Source organism: Pseudomonas sp. FP818 (assembly GCF_030687335.1).
Lineage (GTDB): Bacteria > Pseudomonadota > Gammaproteobacteria > Pseudomonadales > Pseudomonadaceae > Aquipseudomonas > Aquipseudomonas shahriarae.
Genome location: NZ_CP117427.1, coordinates 2364375 through 2382520, shown reverse-complemented (window position 1 = coordinate 2382520; position 18146 = coordinate 2364375). Strand labels below are relative to the sequence as shown.

General features: G+C 61.3%; 15 protein-coding genes. 10 read left to right on the top strand and 5 right to left on the bottom strand.

The genetic code is table 11. The annotated features are described in order from the left end of the window. Window positions 1-35 precede the first annotated feature (35 nt). On the bottom strand, window positions 36-1601 hold the full coding sequence (locus tag PSH80_RS10675; RefSeq protein WP_057959866.1) for a murein L,D-transpeptidase: 1566 nt from the start codon (window positions 1599-1601) through the stop codon (window positions 36-38). A 37-nt stretch (window positions 1602-1638) separates the two neighbouring features. Between PSH80_RS10675 and PSH80_RS10670 the strand changes: the two genes are divergently transcribed. From PSH80_RS10670 to PSH80_RS10660, 3 genes are read left to right on the top strand one after another with little or no spacing between them, the layout of a single operon-like run. Continuing rightward, window positions 1639-2337: a murein L,D-transpeptidase catalytic domain family protein gene (locus tag PSH80_RS10670; protein ID WP_057438675.1), complete on the top strand. Its 699-nt coding sequence runs from the start codon at window positions 1639-1641 to the stop codon at window positions 2335-2337. Window positions 2338-2381: 44 nt separating this feature from the next. Further along, a complete protein-coding gene (locus tag PSH80_RS10665) occupies window positions 2382-3131 on the top strand; it encodes a creatininase family protein (protein ID WP_057959867.1) in 750 nt (249 codons plus the stop codon). Between the two features lie 47 nt (window positions 3132-3178). After that, window positions 3179-3454, top strand: coding sequence for a hypothetical protein (locus PSH80_RS10660; protein WP_057438677.1), 276 nt, complete (start codon window positions 3179-3181; stop codon window positions 3452-3454). Here PSH80_RS10660 and yfcF read toward each other — a convergent pair. Together yfcF and PSH80_RS10650 are read right to left on the bottom strand one after the other, a co-directional pair. Beyond that, window positions 3429-4046, bottom strand: coding sequence for a glutathione transferase (yfcF, locus tag PSH80_RS10655; RefSeq protein ID WP_178118167.1), 618 nt, complete (start codon window positions 4044-4046; stop codon window positions 3429-3431). The two genes, PSH80_RS10660 and yfcF, sit on opposite strands and share 26 nt — an antisense overlap. A 107-nt stretch (window positions 4047-4153) precedes the next feature. Next, window positions 4154-4699 (bottom strand): DUF924 family protein, encoded by a 546-nt coding sequence (locus PSH80_RS10650; RefSeq protein WP_057959869.1) that lies wholly within the window; start codon window positions 4697-4699, stop codon window positions 4154-4156. A 134-nt stretch (window positions 4700-4833) separates the two neighbouring features. Between PSH80_RS10650 and PSH80_RS10645 the strand changes: the two genes are divergently transcribed. After that, on the top strand, window positions 4834-5997 hold the full coding sequence (locus PSH80_RS10645; protein WP_057959870.1) for a DUF1624 domain-containing protein: 1164 nt from the start codon (window positions 4834-4836) through the stop codon (window positions 5995-5997). 537 nt (window positions 5998-6534) lie between these two features. Here the strand turns inward: PSH80_RS10645 and metE are convergent. Further along, window positions 6535-8823 carry a 5-methyltetrahydropteroyltriglutamate--homocysteine S-methyltransferase gene (metE, locus tag PSH80_RS10640; protein WP_169961179.1) on the bottom strand — a complete coding sequence of 763 codons (2289 nt, stop codon included), beginning with the start codon at window positions 8821-8823 and terminating at the stop codon, window positions 6535-6537. Window positions 8824-8942: 119 nt separating this feature from the next. Then, on the bottom strand, window positions 8943-9716 hold the full coding sequence (locus tag PSH80_RS10635) for a M12 family metallopeptidase (protein ID WP_076964783.1): 774 nt from the start codon (window positions 9714-9716) through the stop codon (window positions 8943-8945). Between the two features lie 285 nt (window positions 9717-10001). Here PSH80_RS10635 and PSH80_RS10630 point away from each other — a divergent pair, with 285 nt between their 5' ends. From PSH80_RS10630 to PSH80_RS10605, 6 genes are all read left to right on the top strand, one after another. Continuing rightward, on the top strand, window positions 10002-11099 hold the full coding sequence (locus PSH80_RS10630) for a carboxynorspermidine decarboxylase (RefSeq protein ID WP_057438683.1): 1098 nt from the start codon (window positions 10002-10004) through the stop codon (window positions 11097-11099). Window positions 11100-11128: 29 nt separating this feature from the next. Continuing rightward, window positions 11129-12373 (top strand): saccharopine dehydrogenase family protein, encoded by a 1245-nt coding sequence (locus PSH80_RS10625; RefSeq protein WP_057438684.1) that lies wholly within the window; start codon window positions 11129-11131, stop codon window positions 12371-12373. Window positions 12374-13617: 1244 nt separating this feature from the next. After that, window positions 13618-13968, top strand: coding sequence for a DUF6124 family protein (locus PSH80_RS10620; protein WP_057959872.1), 351 nt, complete (start codon window positions 13618-13620; stop codon window positions 13966-13968). A gap of 122 nt (window positions 13969-14090) precedes the next feature. Next, the gene (locus tag PSH80_RS10615) at window positions 14091-14597 is read left to right on the top strand and encodes a sigma-70 family RNA polymerase sigma factor (RefSeq protein ID WP_057438686.1); all 507 of its coding nucleotides are present in this window, start codon (window positions 14091-14093) and stop codon (window positions 14595-14597) included. Next, window positions 14594-15553 carry a FecR domain-containing protein gene (locus tag PSH80_RS10610; RefSeq protein ID WP_198792303.1) on the top strand — a complete coding sequence of 320 codons (960 nt, stop codon included), beginning with the start codon at window positions 14594-14596 and terminating at the stop codon, window positions 15551-15553. The genes PSH80_RS10615 and PSH80_RS10610 overlap by 4 nt, the downstream gene beginning before the upstream one ends. Before the next feature lie 99 nt (window positions 15554-15652). Beyond that, window positions 15653-18097 carry a TonB-dependent receptor gene (locus tag PSH80_RS10605; protein WP_186626128.1) on the top strand — a complete coding sequence of 815 codons (2445 nt, stop codon included), beginning with the start codon at window positions 15653-15655 and terminating at the stop codon, window positions 18095-18097. Window positions 18098-18146 lie beyond the last annotated feature (49 nt).

Genomic DNA, 18146 nt, shown 5'->3' with positions numbered 1-18146 from the left:
GCCAACCGGGTCTCATATTGCGCCTCGCTGCGCACCTACAGGACCGCGCCCAGAGCCTTCAACAGCACGCCATCGCGGCCATAGATATCCGGCGCGTACAGCAACGCCCCCTGGCTATCCACCTGCACCGTCCAGTACCCCAGCAACACCGGGACCGGCGTAGCCAGGCGGAACTCATGGGTCAGCCCGGTCGCCAGCAATTCCTCGGTCCGCGCTTTTTCTGCCGGGTTCACCAGCAGATCGCGCAGCAGCATCGGCTGCTCCACCCGCACACACCCCGAGCTGAACGCCCGTGGCCCCTTGCTGAACAACGGTTGGCTGGGCGTATCGTGCAGGTACACGGAGAATGGATTGGGGAAGCGCATGACGATCTTGCCCAGCGGGTTGCGCGGGCCGGCGTCCTGGCGCAGGAGGATGTTGCCGGGGTGCGACCAGTCCACCTGCTCGGGCGACAGGGCGCGGCCTTCACTGTCGAGCACTTTGAGGTTCTGTTGGCGCAGGTACTCCGGGTTCAGGCGGATGGCCGGCAGTTTGTCCTCGCGCATGATGGTCGGCGGGATGGTCCAGGTAGGGTTGAGGGTCAAGCGTGTGATGCGCGACTTGAGCAGCGGCGTCTGCCGTTCGGCGCGGCCCACCTGCAGGCGGGTCTGCCACACGGGCACACCACCCTGGTAGACACTCAACTGGGCCGCCGCGACGTTGACCAGAATGCCATCCGGCTCCAGGTCCTGGGCCAGCCAGCGAAAACGTTCGAGGTTGACCCGCAGTTGCTCGCGGCGCACCGCCGGGCTGACGTTAAGCTCGGCCACCGTGCCCGGGCCGATCACCCCGTCGGCTTGCAGCGAATGGCTGGCCTGGAAGCGCTTCACCGCCGCCACCAGCTCATTGCCGTATTGATTGCCCTTGGGCACGCTCGCCAACTGGCCGCCACTGACCAGGCGTCGGGCCAGGGCCGGTACCCGTGGGTCTTCGCCGCCGGGACGCAGCAATGGGCCGTCGGCAATCACACCCCACTGCGGCAAGGGTTGCAGGCGTTGGGTGGCATAGGCCGCGCGCAGGCTACGATACAGATCGGCTGCGGGCCGGGCCTGGTCGAACGCCGCCGGCATATCCGCAAGCCCCGCGTTGGCCAGGGCCAGCACCGCAACGGCCGGATCCTCAGTTGGCGGCTGGGAATGCCACAGCGGCTCGTAATGGGCCTGCTGCAAACGGCCATAGTGCAAGTCATGCAGGGCCTGCAGGTAGTGCTGGCTGGTTGCGAAGTCGGTACACAGCACATTGCTGGTGGTTGCCACGTCGGGCAGCCGGTAGTGCGCCGGATCGAGGCCGTCGTCGGCCAGCAACAGCAACTGGCCCTGCAGGGCCGTTCGGCGATCGTCCACCGACCACAGGGCAGCATTGCCTTGTTGCTGGTAAAAAGCCTGCAGCCGCAGCTCGGCCGGTGTATCCAGTTGGGTCGCCAAATCGGGGCAAACACTCGACAACTGCCCAAGTGCCAGCTGTACTGGGTTTGGCGGCTCGACTGGCAGTTCATCGGCCATGGCGACCAATGGTGCTACGAGCAAGCAAAGGCTCAAGTAACATGCGTGTTTTTTGAACAATGGCTTAGCTCCAATCTACGGCGGAGATGCTTGATAAATGCTGAATATTTACTGCCGACTCGGCCTGATCGCCGCCACCCTGGGCGCGTTCTGTACGGGTGCCTTCGCAGAGAATGCCAAACCTCATACCTTGTATAACAGCCTGGCGCGCTCGGCTCCAGAACTCAATCCCACTGTACTTAAAAGTGCCCTCAGCGCGATGCAGTGTGCTGTCAATAACGGCCAGGAACGCTCTGAACGCCTGGCCGTGATCGACTACTCGCAACCTTCGACCGCCCGTCGCCTGTGGATTTTCGATCTGCGGCAAAAAAAACTGGTGCTACGCGACCTGGTAGCCCACGGGCAAAAATCCGGGGAAAACTTCGCCACCCAGTTCTCCAACAGCGAAGGCAGCCATCAATCCAGCCTCGGGTTGTTCCGCACCCAGGAGAGCTACCAGGGCACCCATGGCTACTCGCTGCGCATGGACGGCCTGGAGCCGGGGTTCAATGACCAGGCCCGCGACCGTGCCATCGTGATCCACGCCGCCGACTACGTCAGCCCCTTGTGGAGCAAGCGTGAAGGCCGCATCGGCCGCAGCCAGGGCTGCCCCGCCGTGCGTCCGCAGGTGGCGCGCCAGGTGGTGGACAAACTCAAGGATGGCCAGTTCATGTTTTCCTGGTACCCCGACCAGCGCTGGCTGAAATCCTCGCCCTACCTCAATTGCAAGCCGCGCCAGATCGCCAGCGCCGGTTGAGGTAGTATCTGGAAGGCCGAGCCTGACCAGAGAGAGAACCTCCAATGCTTTTGCACCAGTCAACGTGGATCGAGATAAGCCAATTTCTCGACCGTAGCCGCACCGTGGTGATTCCTATCGGTTCCAATGAACAACATGGCCCTACCGGCCTGTTGGGCACCGATTGGATGTGCCCGGAAATCATTGCCCATCACGCGCAAAAAGACGCCGATATCCTGGTCGGCCCGACCTTCAATATCGGCATGGCCCAGCATCACCTTGGGTTCCCCGGCACCATCTCCCTGCGCCCGTCGACGTTTATCGCCGCCATCGGTGACTGGACCCGCTCCCTGGCGGCCCACGGCTTCGAGAAAATCCTGTTTCTCAATGGCCACGGCGGCAATATCGCCACCATCGAAGCCGCCTTTTCCGAACTGTACGCCGAGGCCAGCTTCGCCCGTCGCCCTGCCGGCTTTGCCTTGAAGCTGTGCAACTGGTGGGACCTGGAAGGTGTTGGCGAACTGGCGCGCGCGCAGTTCCCGACGGGGCATGGCACCCATGCCACCCCTTCCGAGATTGCGATTACCCAATGGGCTTATCCGGACTTGATCAAGACCGCCGACTATTCACCACAGATCGCGTCTTCCGGCCCGATCCGCGAGGCCCAGGATTTCCGCGCCCGCCACCCGGATGGTCGGATGGGTTCCGACCCGGCCCTGGCAACGCCTGAGAAAGGTGCTGAACTGGTGGTGCTGGCCGCCAAGGGCCTGGTGTCCGCAGTGGAGGCTTTCAGCCGCGAAGCCATGCCACACTGACGGTTGCGACACCGGCACACAATAAAATCTATAAGAAGGACCTCTCCATGAAACCCCATCAGAAGACCTTTGATCGCATCCGCAACGCCGTCCTGCCAGAGTATCGCGAGCGCGTTGCCGACTATTTGATCGAGTACGAAAACGTCCTGCAGGACCCGACTGCCGATGCCGATCAGGCCAGCGCCGCCGCCCAGCAGTTGCGCGGCTACATACGCGGCCTGAACACCACCCGGGTGCTCGGCATGGAAGACTGGGAAGACCTCGACCGCCGAGTCGCGCAGGAATGGCCGCTGGGCGCTACAACGCCGGACGTGCCTGGTTGACCCAGGCCTGTACCGATGGCCGCTGCCACTGACGCTGGGCATATGCCACCAACCGCGCGGGCACCGGATCGCCATTGAGGATCAGCCGGTTGAGCATCACGGCCAGGTCCACATCGGCAATCGACCATTGGCCAAACAGGTAGTCGTCGCCCTCGGCCAACCATTGCTGCGCCGCCGCAATCAGCTTGTCGGCCGCCATCTGGGCCTGGGTTGATAACGGGCCATACTGGACCCCGCAAAACACCACCAGTGTGGAGCGTTCCTGGCGGATCGCCAGCAGGTCGCTGCGCAACCATGCCTGAATCTGCCGTGCCCGCGCACGTTGGCGCGGCTCCCTGGGATACACCGGCACCTGCGGGAACACATCCTCCAGGTACTCGGTAATCGCCGACGACTCGGACAAGGCAAACCCAGCCTGCTCCAGGGTCGGCACCCGCTGGGTCACGGACAGCCCGGTAAACACCGGCGACTGCTGCTCCAGCGCGTCAAGGTCGAGGGGGCGCACCTCGAACGGTAGGCCTTTTTCCCGCAGGGTCACAAACACCGACATTGCATACGGGCTGGTGAACAGGGCATCGACATATAAGCGCATCGGCAGGTCAGTCACGGTGGCATCTCCTTGGGTGAGCAGCCACGCTACGAGATGTGCAGCGATAAATACAATGTCGCTTTTTTATCGGCCCATTCCCGCAAGGAATACTAGCCAGAAAATCCGCCGCCCGTGAGGAACGCCTGCTCCTGCTCAGTCGTCACCCGGCCCAACGCCGCGTTGCGGTGCGGAAAGCGACCGAATCGCTCGATGATCTCGGCGTGTTCCTTGGCCCAGTGATAGGTACTGGCGTCGAGCTGCTTGTTCAAGGCCAAAGACCGTTGTTGGTCCTCAGGGCTTTCGGAATGTTCGAAAGGCAAATAGCAAAACGCCCGCAATGCCGGGTCAATCAGCCGATCCATCCCGGCGTCGATCATACGTGCGGCATAAGCCCTGGCCAGTGGATCGGTCGCGAACATATGGGCGGTACCCCGGAAGGTGTTGCGCGGGTATTGATCGAGCAGGATCAGCAGCGCCAGCGCGCCTTCGGGCTCGTCCATCCAGTGTTCCAGTTCGCCCCTGGCTGCCTGGAAGTGCGCCTCGTGGAAGCGGGCGCCAAACTCGGCATCGAACTGTGGATCTTTCTTGAACCAGCGTGATGGGCCCGCCGCCATCCAGAATTGCACGACAGCCTTGATATCAACGGGGACGCTCATAAGTCACTCCAGGGTGGTCAAAGTCTGCGCCCTACCCTAGCACCTGCAGGGCCCGATTCCGACTGAGAAATCCACAGCTGCCGACCAATGTTATAAGATAACCGCCCCTACATTCCCGCCGGCGACCCTGCACCATGACCGACGCTGTTCCCGCTGCCCGTTTACGCCAACGCCTGCTCTCCATCGACGCCCTGCGCGGCCTGGTGATCCTGTTCATGTTGCTCGACCACGTGCGCGAGACGTTCCTGCTGCACCGCCAGGTCAGTGACCCGATGAACATCGACAGCACGGAGCCGGCGCTGTTTATCAGCCGCACCCTGGCCCACTTGTGTGCGCCGGTGTTTGTGTTGCTGACCGGCTTGTCGGCGTATCTGTACGGCGAAAAGTACCAAGGCCGTGGCGATGTTGCGGCGTTTCTGTTCAAGCGCGGGCTGTTCCTGGTGGTGCTGGAATTTACCCTGGTGAACTTCGCCTGGACCTTCCAACTGCCCCCCAGCGTGATCTATATGCAGGTGATCTGGGCCATCGGCGTGAGCATGATCGCCCTCGCCGCGCTGGTGTGGCTGCCCCGCCCGCTGCTGATCGGCCTGGCGCTGGTGATCATTGGCGGGCATAACCTGCTCGATGGCGTGCATTTCGCGGCGGGGTCGGCGTGGCATATTTCCTGGACGATCCTGCATGAGCGCAGCTGGATCGAGGTGAGCGACACCCTGCGCCTGCGCACGACCTACCCGGTGTTGCCGTGGATCGGGGTGATTGCCCTGGGTTACAGCCTCGGCCCGTGGTTTTCCGGGGCGATGCCGGCGGCGCGGCGTCAGCGGTATCTGTTGCTGGCGGGCATTTGCGCGCTGGTGGGCTTTGGGGTGCTGCGCGCGATCAATGGTTACGGTGAGGCGCCGTGGCACAACTATGACAGTCCGGTGCAGACCTGGATGAGCTTCTTCAACATCACCAAGTATCCGCCGTCCTTGCTGTTCCTGGCGCTGACCCTGGGCGTGGGGCTGGTGTTGCTGCTGGCCTTTGAACGCGCCGGGCAGCGGCGCTGGATCGACATACTGGCGGTGTTCGGCGCGGCGCCGATGTTCTTCTACCTGCTGCACCTGTATGTGCTGAAGGTGTTGTACGTGATGGGTGTGGCGCTGTTTGGCCTGAATCAGGGGACGCACTTTGGGTTCGACAGCGTGGGGGCGGTGTGGCTGGTGGCGTTGTTACTGCCGCTGGCGTTGTACCTGCCCGTCCGCTGGTTTGCCCGGTTGAAGGCCCGGCGGCGGGATATAGCGTGGCTCAAATACCTCTGAGCACAAAGATCCACATGTGGGAACTGGTTTGCCTGGGATGGCGGTGGGTCAGTTGTCAGAAGTGGTGACTGGGCTGCCGCTATCGCGGGCAAGCCCGCTCCCACAGGGGATCCGCGCGTGGTAGAGAATTTGGGTATCGCCACAAATCAAATGTGGGAGCTGGCTTGCCTGCGATGGCGGTGGGTCAGTTGCCAGAAGTGGTGACTGGGCTGCCGCTATCGCGGGCAAGCCCGCTCCCACAGGGGGGTCTGCGCGTGGCAGAGAGTTTTGGTGCCGCCACAAATCAAATGTGGGAGCTGGCTTGCCTGCGATGGCGGTGGGTCAGTTGTCAGAAGTAGTGACTGGACTGCCGCTATCGCGGGCAAGCCCGCTCCCACAGGGGGGTCTGCGTGTGGTAGAGAATTTGAGTACCGCCACAATTCAAATGTGGGAGCTGGCTTGCCTGCGATGGCGGTGGGTCAGTTGTCAGAAGTAGTGACTGAACTGCCGCTATCGCGGGCAAGCCCGCTCCCACAATGGGATTTGTGTCAGCCGCAGTTACGCCCATTCAGCGCGCAATTGCCGGGCAGCTGTAACCATGTGAATCAACGCCGCTTCCGTCTCCGGCCAGGCGCGGGTCTTCAGGCCGCAGTCGGGGTTGACCCATAGGCGCTCGGCCGGGATGCGCTGGGCGGCTTTGCGCAGCAGGTTGGCCATTTCCGAGGCGTCGGGCACCCGGGGTGAGTGGATGTCGTAGACCCCCGGGCCGATGTCGTTCGGGTAAGCGAAGGCTTCGAACGCGTCCAGCAGTTCCATGTCCGAACGGGAAGTCTCGATGGTGATCACGTCGGCATCCATCGCCGCGATGGACTCGATCACGTCGTTGAATTCGCTGTAGCACATATGGGTATGGATCTGGGTTGCGTCACGCACACCCGAGGCGCACAGGCGGAACACTTCGGTGGCCCAGTCCAGGTAGTGCTGCCACTGGGCCCGGCGCAGGGGCAGGCCTTCACGGAACGCCGCTTCATCAATCTGTACGATCTTGATGCCCGCCGCTTCCAGGTCCACCACTTCGTCACGGATCGCCAGCGCCAGTTGCCGGGCCTGCACTTCGCGGCTCACGTCTTCGCGGGGGAATGACCACATCAGCATGGTCACCGGGCCGGTCAGCATGCCCTTCATGACCTTGTCGGTCAGGCCTTGGGCATAGCGGATCCACTCCACGGTCATGGCTTTCGGGCGGCTCAGGTCGCCGAAGATCACCGCCGGTTTCACGCAGCGAGAGCCATAGCTCTGCACCCAGCCAAAGCGGGTAAATACATAGCCGTCCAGCTGTTCGGCAAAGTACTCGACCATGTCGTTACGTTCGGCTTCACCGTGCACCAGCACGTCCAGGCCAAGGTTTTCCTGCACTTCAACGGCGTGCTTGATCTCGCTGTGCATCGCCTCGACATATTCGGCCTCGCTTAACTTGCCGGCCTTGAACGACTGGCGCGCCAGGCGGATCGACGCGGTCTGCGGGAACGAACCTATGGTGGTGGTCGGGAACAGCGGCAAGTCGAGGCCGGCGCGCTGCTGGGCGATGCGCTGGGCAAACCGCGACTGGCGCTGGCTGTCCTTGGCGGTGATAGCCGCCACGCGGGCCTGGACCGCCGGCTTGTGGATACGCGGCGAGGCCCCGCGGGCCGCTTGCACGGCGCGGCTTTGGGCCAAGGCAGCAAGCACCTTCGGCGCTTCGGGCTGGTTGATGGCCTGGGTCAGCACCGCGACTTCTTCACACTTTTGTACGGCGAAGGCCAGCCAGCTTTTCAGCTCGGCGTCGAGCTTGTCTTCACGCCCCAGATCCACCGGGCTGTGCAGCAGCGAACAGGACGGCGCCACCCACAGGCGATCACCCAGGCGTTCATGGGCGTGCTGCAAGGTAGCCAGGGCATTTTCCAGGTCGCAGCGCCAGACGTTCCGCCCGTTGACCACCCCCAAGGACAGCACCTTATAGGCCGGCAGACGGTCGAGAATCGTCGGGTACTGGTCAGGTGCACGCACCAGGTCAATGTGCAGGCCATCGACCGGCAAGTTGGCCGCCAGGCCGAGGTTTTCTTCGAGCCCGCCAAAGTAAGTGGCGACCAGTTTTTTCAGCGGGTCACGCTGGATCAGGTTGTAGGCGCGTTCAAACGCGTTTTTCCAGTCCTGGGGCAGATCCAGCACCAGGATCGGCTCGTCGATCTGCACCCATTCCACGCCCAGGTCCGCCAGGCGCTGGAAGATCTGCCCGTACAGCGGTAGCAGGCGGTCGAGCAGGTCGAGCTTGTCGAAGTCACCGCCCTTGGCCTTGCCCAGCCACAGGTACGTCAGCGGCCCGATCACCACCGGCTTGACGGTGTGCCCCAGGTCGCGGGCCTCCTGGACTTCTTCGAACAATTGGTCCCAGCCCAGGTGGAACTGCTGGTCCGCGCTGAATTCAGGCACCAGGTAGTGGTAGTTGGTGTCGAACCACTTGGTCATTTCCTGGGCGTGGGCACCGCCGCAGCAGCTGTCGCTGACGCCACGGGCCATGGCAAACAGGGTATTGAGGGTGGCATGCCCATCAGCCGGGCGGAAACGCTCGGGGATCACACCAAACATCAGCGAGTGGGTCAGCACCTGGTCGTACCAGGCAAAATCCCCAGCCGGCAGCAACTCGATGCCGGCCTGTTTCTGCAAGTCCCAGTGGGTCTTCCGCAATTCACGGCCGACGGCGCGCAGACCGGCTTCGTCCAGCTCACCCTTCCAAAACGCTTCCTGCGCTTTTTTCAGTTCACGATCGCGTCCAATGCGCGGAAATCCAAGGGAATGAGCGACAGCCATGACAAAAACTCCAATGTGTTGGTATGGGAGCTATTGTCGGCAGCGGGTCATAATGAGACAAACTCATTTTACTGTAGATGATCACGAATCTCGCTCATAATCGGCCTGCCCCAGGCTTTTTATGGAGACGGCTGAACGTGACGGAAGTCCCACCAACTGGCAGAAACTGGTTTTTTCTTGACCTCGGGTGGATAGAGCGAGCGGACAAAGTTGATATCACCCTCGGAGAGCTCATTGTTGTCCCCAATAGCATCTCCACTGTTGAGCCAGGATGAATTGAAACCATAATGCATGATGGATTTACGATCATAGTCAGATGACACAACATCGGAAACCAACGGCCCAAAATTCGCTTTTAGTTCTTTCTCCCCACCTTTATCCATGTAGGTTTTCTTGACTTCGGACCAATTGATATCCAAATCATTGTTTTCGTGCTGATGTTCATGTTGCAACCCCAAAACATGACCGAACTCATGCTGGATCGTACCGGCGTTATAAGCATTCGGCCCACCCTTGAGGCCGATGACCATTGTAGGTTTGTCGGGCGGTACATAGAGCGAGCGGGTACCCAAGTACGAATGCCCACCGGAAATATCGTTGTCTGCGGCAATCCGGATATCCCCGTCGGCGGCGTCAGTGAACTCAAAGTGCAGATTGACGTGAGGCGCCCATTTGTTGATGTTGGCTTTGGTAAACTCTTCTTGCGCTTTACTCATGCCCATCAGGGAAATTCTTATGACTGAGTGTTGTGGCCATAACGCCGAAGCTGACGCCACCCCACGCTTTTGCCTGGAAGACGCAGCAACCTCCCCCTTGGCAGTTTGATCGGCGTTCTCGTTGGGCAGGTAGTCCGGTGGATAGACAGATAAGTGAGCGTTCAGTTGGACAGTCAAAGTCGTAGCTCCAGCAGCGATGTATTTCCCATTACGTCGTAATTCGGCGCTATAGGTTCCACTGGGGCCATGACAAGGGTTTACGCGTGACGATCAAGCGTGCGCCTGGCGACTAAACCACTGCCTGACCGCCTGGCCACAGGGTTATGGACCCATTTGCTGACCAATACCTGAGTGGCCTGTAGGCCCAAGCCTGCAAATTCCGCTGACTAACCTTTCGATCCTGAGCAAGTGCGGGCACAATGCCTGTCCTTTTTTGGCAGGCTCCGCCGCAGGCTCTGAAAAATGATCAAAACCCCGTATTACCTCATCGACAAACAGAAGCTTCTGGTCAACATGCAGAAGATCGCCTACGTGCGCGAGCAGTCCGGCGCCAAGGCGCTGCTGGCGCTCAAGTGCTTTGCCACCTGGTCGGTGTTCGACCTGATGCAGGAATACATGGACGGCACCACGTCCTCGTCGCTGTACGAGCTCAAGCTCGGTCGCCAGAAGTTCGAAGGTGAAGCCCACGCCTATAGCGTGGCCTGGGCCGACGATGAGATCGAGGAGATGCTCGACAACTGCGACAAGATCATCTTCAACTCCATCAGCCAGCTGCAGCGCTTTGCCGAGCGCAGCGAGGGCAAGACCCGCGGCCTGCGCGTCAACCCGCAAGTGAGCAGCTCCGATTACCTGCTGGCTGACCCGGCGCGCCCCTTCAGCCGTCTGGGCGAGTGGGATCCGGTGAAGATCGAAGGCGTGATCGAGCAGATCTCCGGCTTCATGTTCCACAACAACTGCGAGAACGGTGACTTCAACCTGTTCGACCAGATGCTGAACACCATCGAAGAACGTTTCGGCGCACTGCTGCACAAGGTCAACTGGGTCAGCCTCGGCGGCGGCATCCACTTTACCGGCGAAGGCTATGCCATCGACGCGTTCTGCCAGCGCCTCAAGGCCTTCTCGCAGAAGTACGACGTGCAGGTGTACCTGGAACCCGGCGAAGCAGCGATCACCAACAGCGCCTCCCTGGAAGTGACCGTGCTCGACACTCTGTACAACGGCAAAAACCTCGCCGTGGTCGACAGCTCCATCGAAGCCCACCTGCTGGACCTGCTGATCTATCGCCTCAACGCCAAACTGGCGCCAAGCGATGGCGAACACACCTACATGGTGTGCGGCAAGTCGTGCCTGGCCGGTGATATCTTCGGCGAATATCAATTTGATCAGCCGCTGGCCATCGGCGATCGACTGTCGTTCATCGACACGGCAGGCTACACCATGGTCAAGAAAAACTGGTTCAACGGCCTGAAAATGCCGTCCATCGTAGTGAAACAACTCGACGGTACAGTCGAAGTGGTTCGTGAATTTGGTTACGACGACTACCTGTCCAGCCTTTCGTAAAGCGGACAGATAAAGGAGAGATAAAGCAATTGAAAAAGAACGTTCTTATCATTGGTGCAGGAGGTGTCGCCAAGGTGGTGGCCCACAAGTGCGCGCAGCACAACGACGAACTCGGTCGTATTGCTATCGCGTCGCGCAACATCTCCAAATGCCAGGCCATCATCGACAGCGTCAAGGCCAAGGGTAGCCTCAAGGTACCCGCGCAGATCCAGGCCTTTGCCCTGAACGCCCTGGACGTGGAAGCGACCAAGGCACTGATCCGCGAAACCGAATCGCAGATCGTCATCAACGTCGGCTCCGCCTTCCTCAACATGTCGGTACTGCGTGCCTGCATCGATACCGGCGTGGCTTACCTCGACACCGCCATCCACGAAGAGCCGGGCAAGGTCTGCGAGACCCCGCCGTGGTACGGCAACTACGAGTGGAACCACCTGGAGGAATGCAAGCAGAAGAACATCACTGCGATCCTCGGTGTGGGTTTTGACCCAGGTGTGGTCAACGCCTATGCGGCGCTGGCGCAACAACAGCATTTTGACCGAATTGATTCGATCGACATTCTCGACGTCAATGCCGGCAGCCACGGCAAATATTTCGCCACCAATTTCGACCCGGAAATCAACTTCCGCGAATTCACCGGGCAGGTGTGGAGCTGGCAGAACAGCCAGTGGACCAGCAACACCATGTTCGAAGTAAAACGTACCGACGACCTGCCGGTAGTGGGTTCACAGAACCTGTACCTGACCGGCCACGATGAAGTGCACTCGTTGTCGAAAAACCTCGACGTGCCCAACGTGCGGTTCTGGATGAGCTTCGGCGAACACTACATCAATGTGTTCACCGTACTGAACAACCTCGGCCTGCTCTCCGAGAAACCGGTCACCACCGCCGAAGGCCTGGAAGTGGTGCCTTTGAAACTGGTCAAGGCCGTGCTGCCTGACCCGTCCTCGCTGGCACCGGGCTACACCGGCAAGACCTGCATCGGCGACCTGGTCAAGGGCACCAAGGATGGCCAGCCACGCGAGCTGTTCATCTACAACGTGGCCGACCACGAAGACGCCTTTGCCGAAACCGAAAGCCAGGGCATCTCCTACACCGCCGGCGTACCACCGGTAGCCGCTGCGCTGCTGGTGGCCCGTGGCGAGTGGGACGTGCAACGCATGGCCAACGTTGAAGAACTGCCAGCCGAGCCGTTCCTCAAGGCACTGGACGTGATGGGCCTGCCGACCCGTATCAAGGACGAAAAAGGCGACCGCGCCTGGGATGCTATCGCCTGATAGCGTCTTGATCGACGGATCGCTCCCACGTCCTGTGGGAGCGATCAAAAACATTGCCCGGATCGTTGCATGGGCGGATATCAATGTTGCCAGTGCCTAAGCTATCGCAGGCAAGCCAGCTCCCACAGGGTTTATCGGTGTTTGCAGGATCTGCGCACATTCACGTGGGCGTCCTACAGCGAACTCGTCATGCCAGCTGGCCCAAATTAATGTGGGAGCTGTCGAGCCCCAGCGAGGCTGCGATGGCGGCAGTATTGCTGGCATTGATGCTGGCTGACCCACCGCTATCGTAGCCTCGCTAAAGCTCGACAACTCCCACAGGGTTTGTCGGTGTTTGCGGGATCTGCGCACCTTAATGCTGGCGTCCTACAGCGAACACGCAATGCCATCTGGCCCAAATCAATGTGGGAGCTGTCGAGCTCCAGCGAGGCTGCGATGGCGGCGGTACTGCTGGCATTGATGCTAGCTGACCCACCGCTATCGTAGCCTCGCTAAAGCTCGACAACTCCCACAGGGTTTATCGGTGTTTGCGAGATCTGCGTCTTTGAACGCTGGGGCTCTGGAGCGAGCACGCTATTAACGCTGCCCCAAAACAATGTGGGAGCTGTCGAGCCCCAGCGAGGCTGCGATGGCGGCGTTACTGCTGGCATTGATATTGGCTGACCCACCGCTATCGTAGCCTCGCTAAAGCTCGACAACTCCCACAGGGTTTATCGGTGTTTGTAGGATCTGCGCACCTTAATGCTGGCGTCCTACCGCGAACACGCAATGCCATCTGGCCCAAATCAATGTGGGAGCTGTCGAGCCCCAGCGAGGCTGCGATGGCGGCGGTACTGCTGGCATTGATGCTGGCTGACCCACCGCTATCGTAGCCTCGCTAAAGCTCGACAACTCCCACAGGGTTTATTGGTGTTTGCGGGATCTGCGCACCTTAACGCTGGCGCACCAGATGCTTCCTACATCCGTTTCAGGTTGTCCCTCGGAAAGGTGCTGACTAACCTTCCCGTTGCCGCTGCCAAATCAGCGGCCGGATTTGACCGTCCGACCAAACCAGTACGCTACAGCACCCCAGACCTATTTCAGGCGTTTTTCTTATGTCTGATGTATCGTGTCGCGGCAGCTGTGCGCGGGATACCTTCGGGTATGCCGGAATCACTGGTTTCCGGTCGGTCAACCCGCGTACAGCTGCCACCCTACTCGTTTGACCGCGAACGGTGGCAGCTCCACCTACCAGGAGCTTCACCATGATCAAACACAGCCCCAACCCCCCACCCAGCTACGATGCCAGTCTTCTGCGCGATGCGGCGGATCGTGCGATCAACCACTATCTGCACCCCGAGCCCCCCACCCCAACCGCTCAACCCAGCGACCCGGCGTCAGCAGCATTGTTTACCGTGCGCACCGACCTGGACGCCGAAACCCTGCTGATCAATGCCTCGCAAGACCTGGCGTCGATCAACGTGATCGCCACGCACCTGGCCTTTGAAGTCGACGGTACGCACCGCAGCGTGGCGCTGGGCCTTTGCCGGATGCTCGAAGGCGTGCAGCTAATGGTCGACCAGGCGCTGGATGGCTGCGCACAACCGGCCCTGTAGAGCTGGAATGCCGTTTTATGTAGGAGCGAGCTCGCTCCTACAACTACCGGTTGTTGCACCCCCCCTCGCACAAAAGGTAGTATTGAGAACGATTCACAATACCACCCTGAGAAAGTCGACCCGTGCAGTCACCTCCAATCCGCAAGCTGGGCTTCTTTTTCAACGACCATCACCGTTGGCTGCTGCAACATATCCAGCATCGCGTGCGTAACCATGCCGATGCCGAAGACACCGCCGCCGATACCTTCTGCCAGATGCTCGCCGCCCGGGTCGACCCCGACAGCATCGAGCAACCCCGGGCCTATCTCTCGACCATTGCACGCCGGCTGATTTTTGATCGTTACCGCCGTAGCCGTCTGGAAACCGCCTACCTGGAACGCCTGGCCGCTGCCCCCGAAGCCTTGGCGCCCTCCCCCGAAGACCAATTGCAACTGATCCAGGCCCTGGTGGCGATTGACCGTGCCCTCGACGGCTTGCCGCTGATCGTCAAGGCCACGTTCCTTTATAGCCAGCTGGACGGCATGAGTTACGTGGCGATTGCGCGCAAGTTGCAGTTGTCCGAGCGCACCGTCAGCCGCTACATGAAACAGGCCCTGCGCCAGTGCTACCTGGCCGAGCTGGCCCCGTGAGCAAGGCGCGCCTGGACCCGGTCAGCGAGCAGGCCATCGACTGGATGGTGCGCCTGCGCGCCGGCAAACCGGATGCGCGGATGCAGGAGCGCTTCAATGCCTGGCTGGCCCTGGACCCGGCTCACGCCCAGGCCTGGGCCCGTTTGCAGGAGCGCCTGGGCGGCTCGTGGAACACCCTGCGCACCCTCGAAAAACGCCTGCCCGGTGAAGCGCGGCAAGTGCTGTTGCAGCCCCATGGTTCGCGGCGTGACGTGCTGCGCGCCATCGGCGGCCTGGGACTGCTGGGCGGCGGCCTATGGCTGGCGGCGCGCAGCCCGCTGGGCGACAACCTGTTGGCCGACCTGCACACCGCGCGCGGCCAGCGCCAGACATTCACCCTGGCCGATGGCAGCCGCCTGAGCCTGAATGCGCAGAGCGCGGTGGATGTGCAATTCGACCCACACCAGCGCCTGATCATCCTGCGCCACGGCGAACTGGTGATTCAGGTGGCGGCCGACGCGCAACGGCCGCTGCGCGTGCGCACTGCCCAGGGCAGCATCCAGGCCCTCGGCACGCGCTTCCTGGTGAGCCAGGAACCGCAGGCTACACGGGTGGTGGTGCTGGAACACTCGGTGCAGGCGACCCTGCGCAACGGCGTGCAGCGCACCGTGCTGGAGGGCCAAGCCGTAATGCTGCAGGCCGATCGCATCGAGCCGCTCGCCGGCAACCAAGGCTTCCGGGCCGACTGGCTCGCCGGGCACCTGAGTGTGCTGGACGACTCCCTGGAACAGGTGGTCAACGCCCTGCGTCCGTACAGCCGTGGTTTTGTGCGCGTCGATCCTCAGGTGCGCGACTTGCGCGTGCAGGGGGTGTTCCCCCTCAACGACCCGCACCGCGCCTTCGGCGCCCTGGCCGAAACCCTGCCGATCCGGGTCGATCACTACAGCCCGTGGCTGACCCTGATTCGCGCCAAATAACCCGGCAACATTTTTTATGCAAATAACTCTTATTTGTGTCCGGTTTTCATTTTTCGTCCCACCTATCTCCTGACACGTCCACACCTTCAGGAGAATGCTGTGCTCAACCCTTGGCCCCACGCCCTTTCTGTCGCCGTTGCCCTGGCAACCCTGGCGAGCCCTGCCCTGGTGCAGGCGCAAAGCCTGTCTTTCAACCTGCCGGCCGGCCCGCTGGCGCAAACGCTGAACGCCATTGCCAGCCAGAGCGGGCGCATTGTGTCCCTGGACCCGGTGCTGGTGCAGGGCAAGCAGGCCAATGCCGTGATTGGCCAGATGCCGGCCGAACAGGCCATGGACCGTGCGTTGTCGGGCAGCGGCTTGCAGTTGCGCATCACCGAGCAAGGTAATTTCAGCGTCGAGCCTGCCACCGACACGGGCAGCGCGCTGCAATTGGGCGTGACCTCGATTGTCGAGCACAGCATCGACCCCACCACCACCGAAGGCAGCGGTTCCTACGCCGCACGCGCGGTGACAATCGGCAAGGGCACCCACACCCTCAAGGAAATCCCCCAGTCGATCACGGTGATGACCCGCAAGCAAATGGATGACCAGGACCTGGTCGACCTCAAGGACGCCGTCAACCACACCACCGGCCTGGTGGGCGTGCAAGGTGTGGGCAAAGGCATGATCATCACCTCCCGCGGCTTCCAGATCGACGACTGGCAGTACGACGGCGTGCCGATCCCGCGCAATACCTACGCCCTGGGCAACTGGGCGACCCAGGACATGATTTTCTTCGACCGCCTGGAAGTACTGCGCGGCGCCTCCGGCCTGCTGCAGGGCACCGGCAGCCCCGGTGGCGCAATCAACCTGGTACGCAAGCGCGGGCAGACGGCACCCACCGTGGCCCTTACCGCCAAGGCCGGCAGTTGGGACCACTACGGCCTGCAACTGGACGCCGGCGGCCCGCTGAACCAGAGCGGCACGATCCGTGGGCGGATGGTGGCCGACGAAGACCAGAGCGATTCGTTCATCGACTACGAATGGAGCAAGACCCACTCGCTGTACGGCGCCCTGGACTTCGACCTGCAGGAAGACACCACCCTGGGCCTGGCCGTCAGCCGCACCAATGCCGAATCCCGGCCGATGCTGCGGGGCCTGCCGCGCTACAGCACGGGCAAGTCGATTGACCTGTCACGCTCCACCTTCAGCGGCTCGCGCTGGAACCACTCGCAGATCGACGTCACCACCCTGTATGCCGACCTGGAGCATCGCTTCAACGACGACTGGAAGTTCAAGGTCGGCGCGGTGCGCATGAGCGAAGAAAACACCTCCACCCACCAGCGCGTGCAGAGTACCGGCAACGGCATCAACGCCGACGGCACCGGGTTGACCTATGCCGATTGGTACACCGATTTCGACGGCACCAAGATCGGCCTGGACACCCACCTCACCGGGCGTTTCGAAGCACTGTCCATGGCCCAGGAAATTACGCTGGGCGGCAACTATTCCAAATACACGTCCAACGACATCATTGCCCGGACCTTCAATAAAAGCACCGACAACATCTTCGACATCGACAACAACCGCCCCGAAATCAGCTACGAGGGTCTGATGAACACCCCCGGCGGCAGTGCAACACCGAGCAAATACGACATCCGCCAAAAAGGCCTGTATGGCAGTTGGCGCGTCAAGCCCATCGACCCGTTGACCCTGGTACTCGGCGCCCGTGTCAGTTGGTATGACTACAGCTATACCTCCTCGGGCATCAAGGCGGTGACCCACGCCACCACCGTCAACGACCCCAGCACCACCAACGAAACCGGCGAAGTCACGCCCTACGCCGGGATCGTCTACGACCTGAGCCGCGAGTGGGCGGTGTACGCCAGCTACACCGACGTGTTCGAGCCACAGACCCAGCGCAACCTCAGCGGTGCGGTGGTCAAGCCGGTGATTGGCAGCAACTACGAAGTCGGGCTCAAGGGCGAACTGCTGGACGGGCGGGTCAATACCTCCCTGGCGCTGTTCCGCTACGACCAGGAAAACCGTGCGATCACCGACTACTCCCTGGGTGAAATCTGCGGCGGCACGTACTGCGCCACAGGCTCAGGCAAAGTCCGCAGCCAGGGCCTGGAAGCTGAAATCAGCGGTGAAGTGTTGAGCGGCCTGCAACTGTTTGCCGGCTATACCTACAACACCACCAAGTACCTTGAGGACCGGGATAACAAGGGCAAGGTATTCAGCCAGTGGACGCCCAAGCATATGTTGCGGGTGTGGGGCGACTACCAGTTCAGTGGCGACTGGAGCAAGGTCAGCGCCGGGTTGGGCTTTACCACCCAGAGCCATACCCTGGGGTATGAGTACAACTATGACGTGGCGGGCTACACGGTCTGGAACGCGCGGCTGGCGTATCAGATGACGCCGGAGGTGGGCTTGGCGGTCAATGCCAACAACCTGCTCGACAAGACCTACTACGCCTCCGGGTACAACCAGTTGAATGGCAACAACTTCTACGGTGATCCGCGCAATGTGATGTTCAGTGTGAAGTACACGCCGCAGTTCTGATGGGCTGACACAGCGATGGCGTTCCTGTGGACGCCATCGCTGGCGGGCT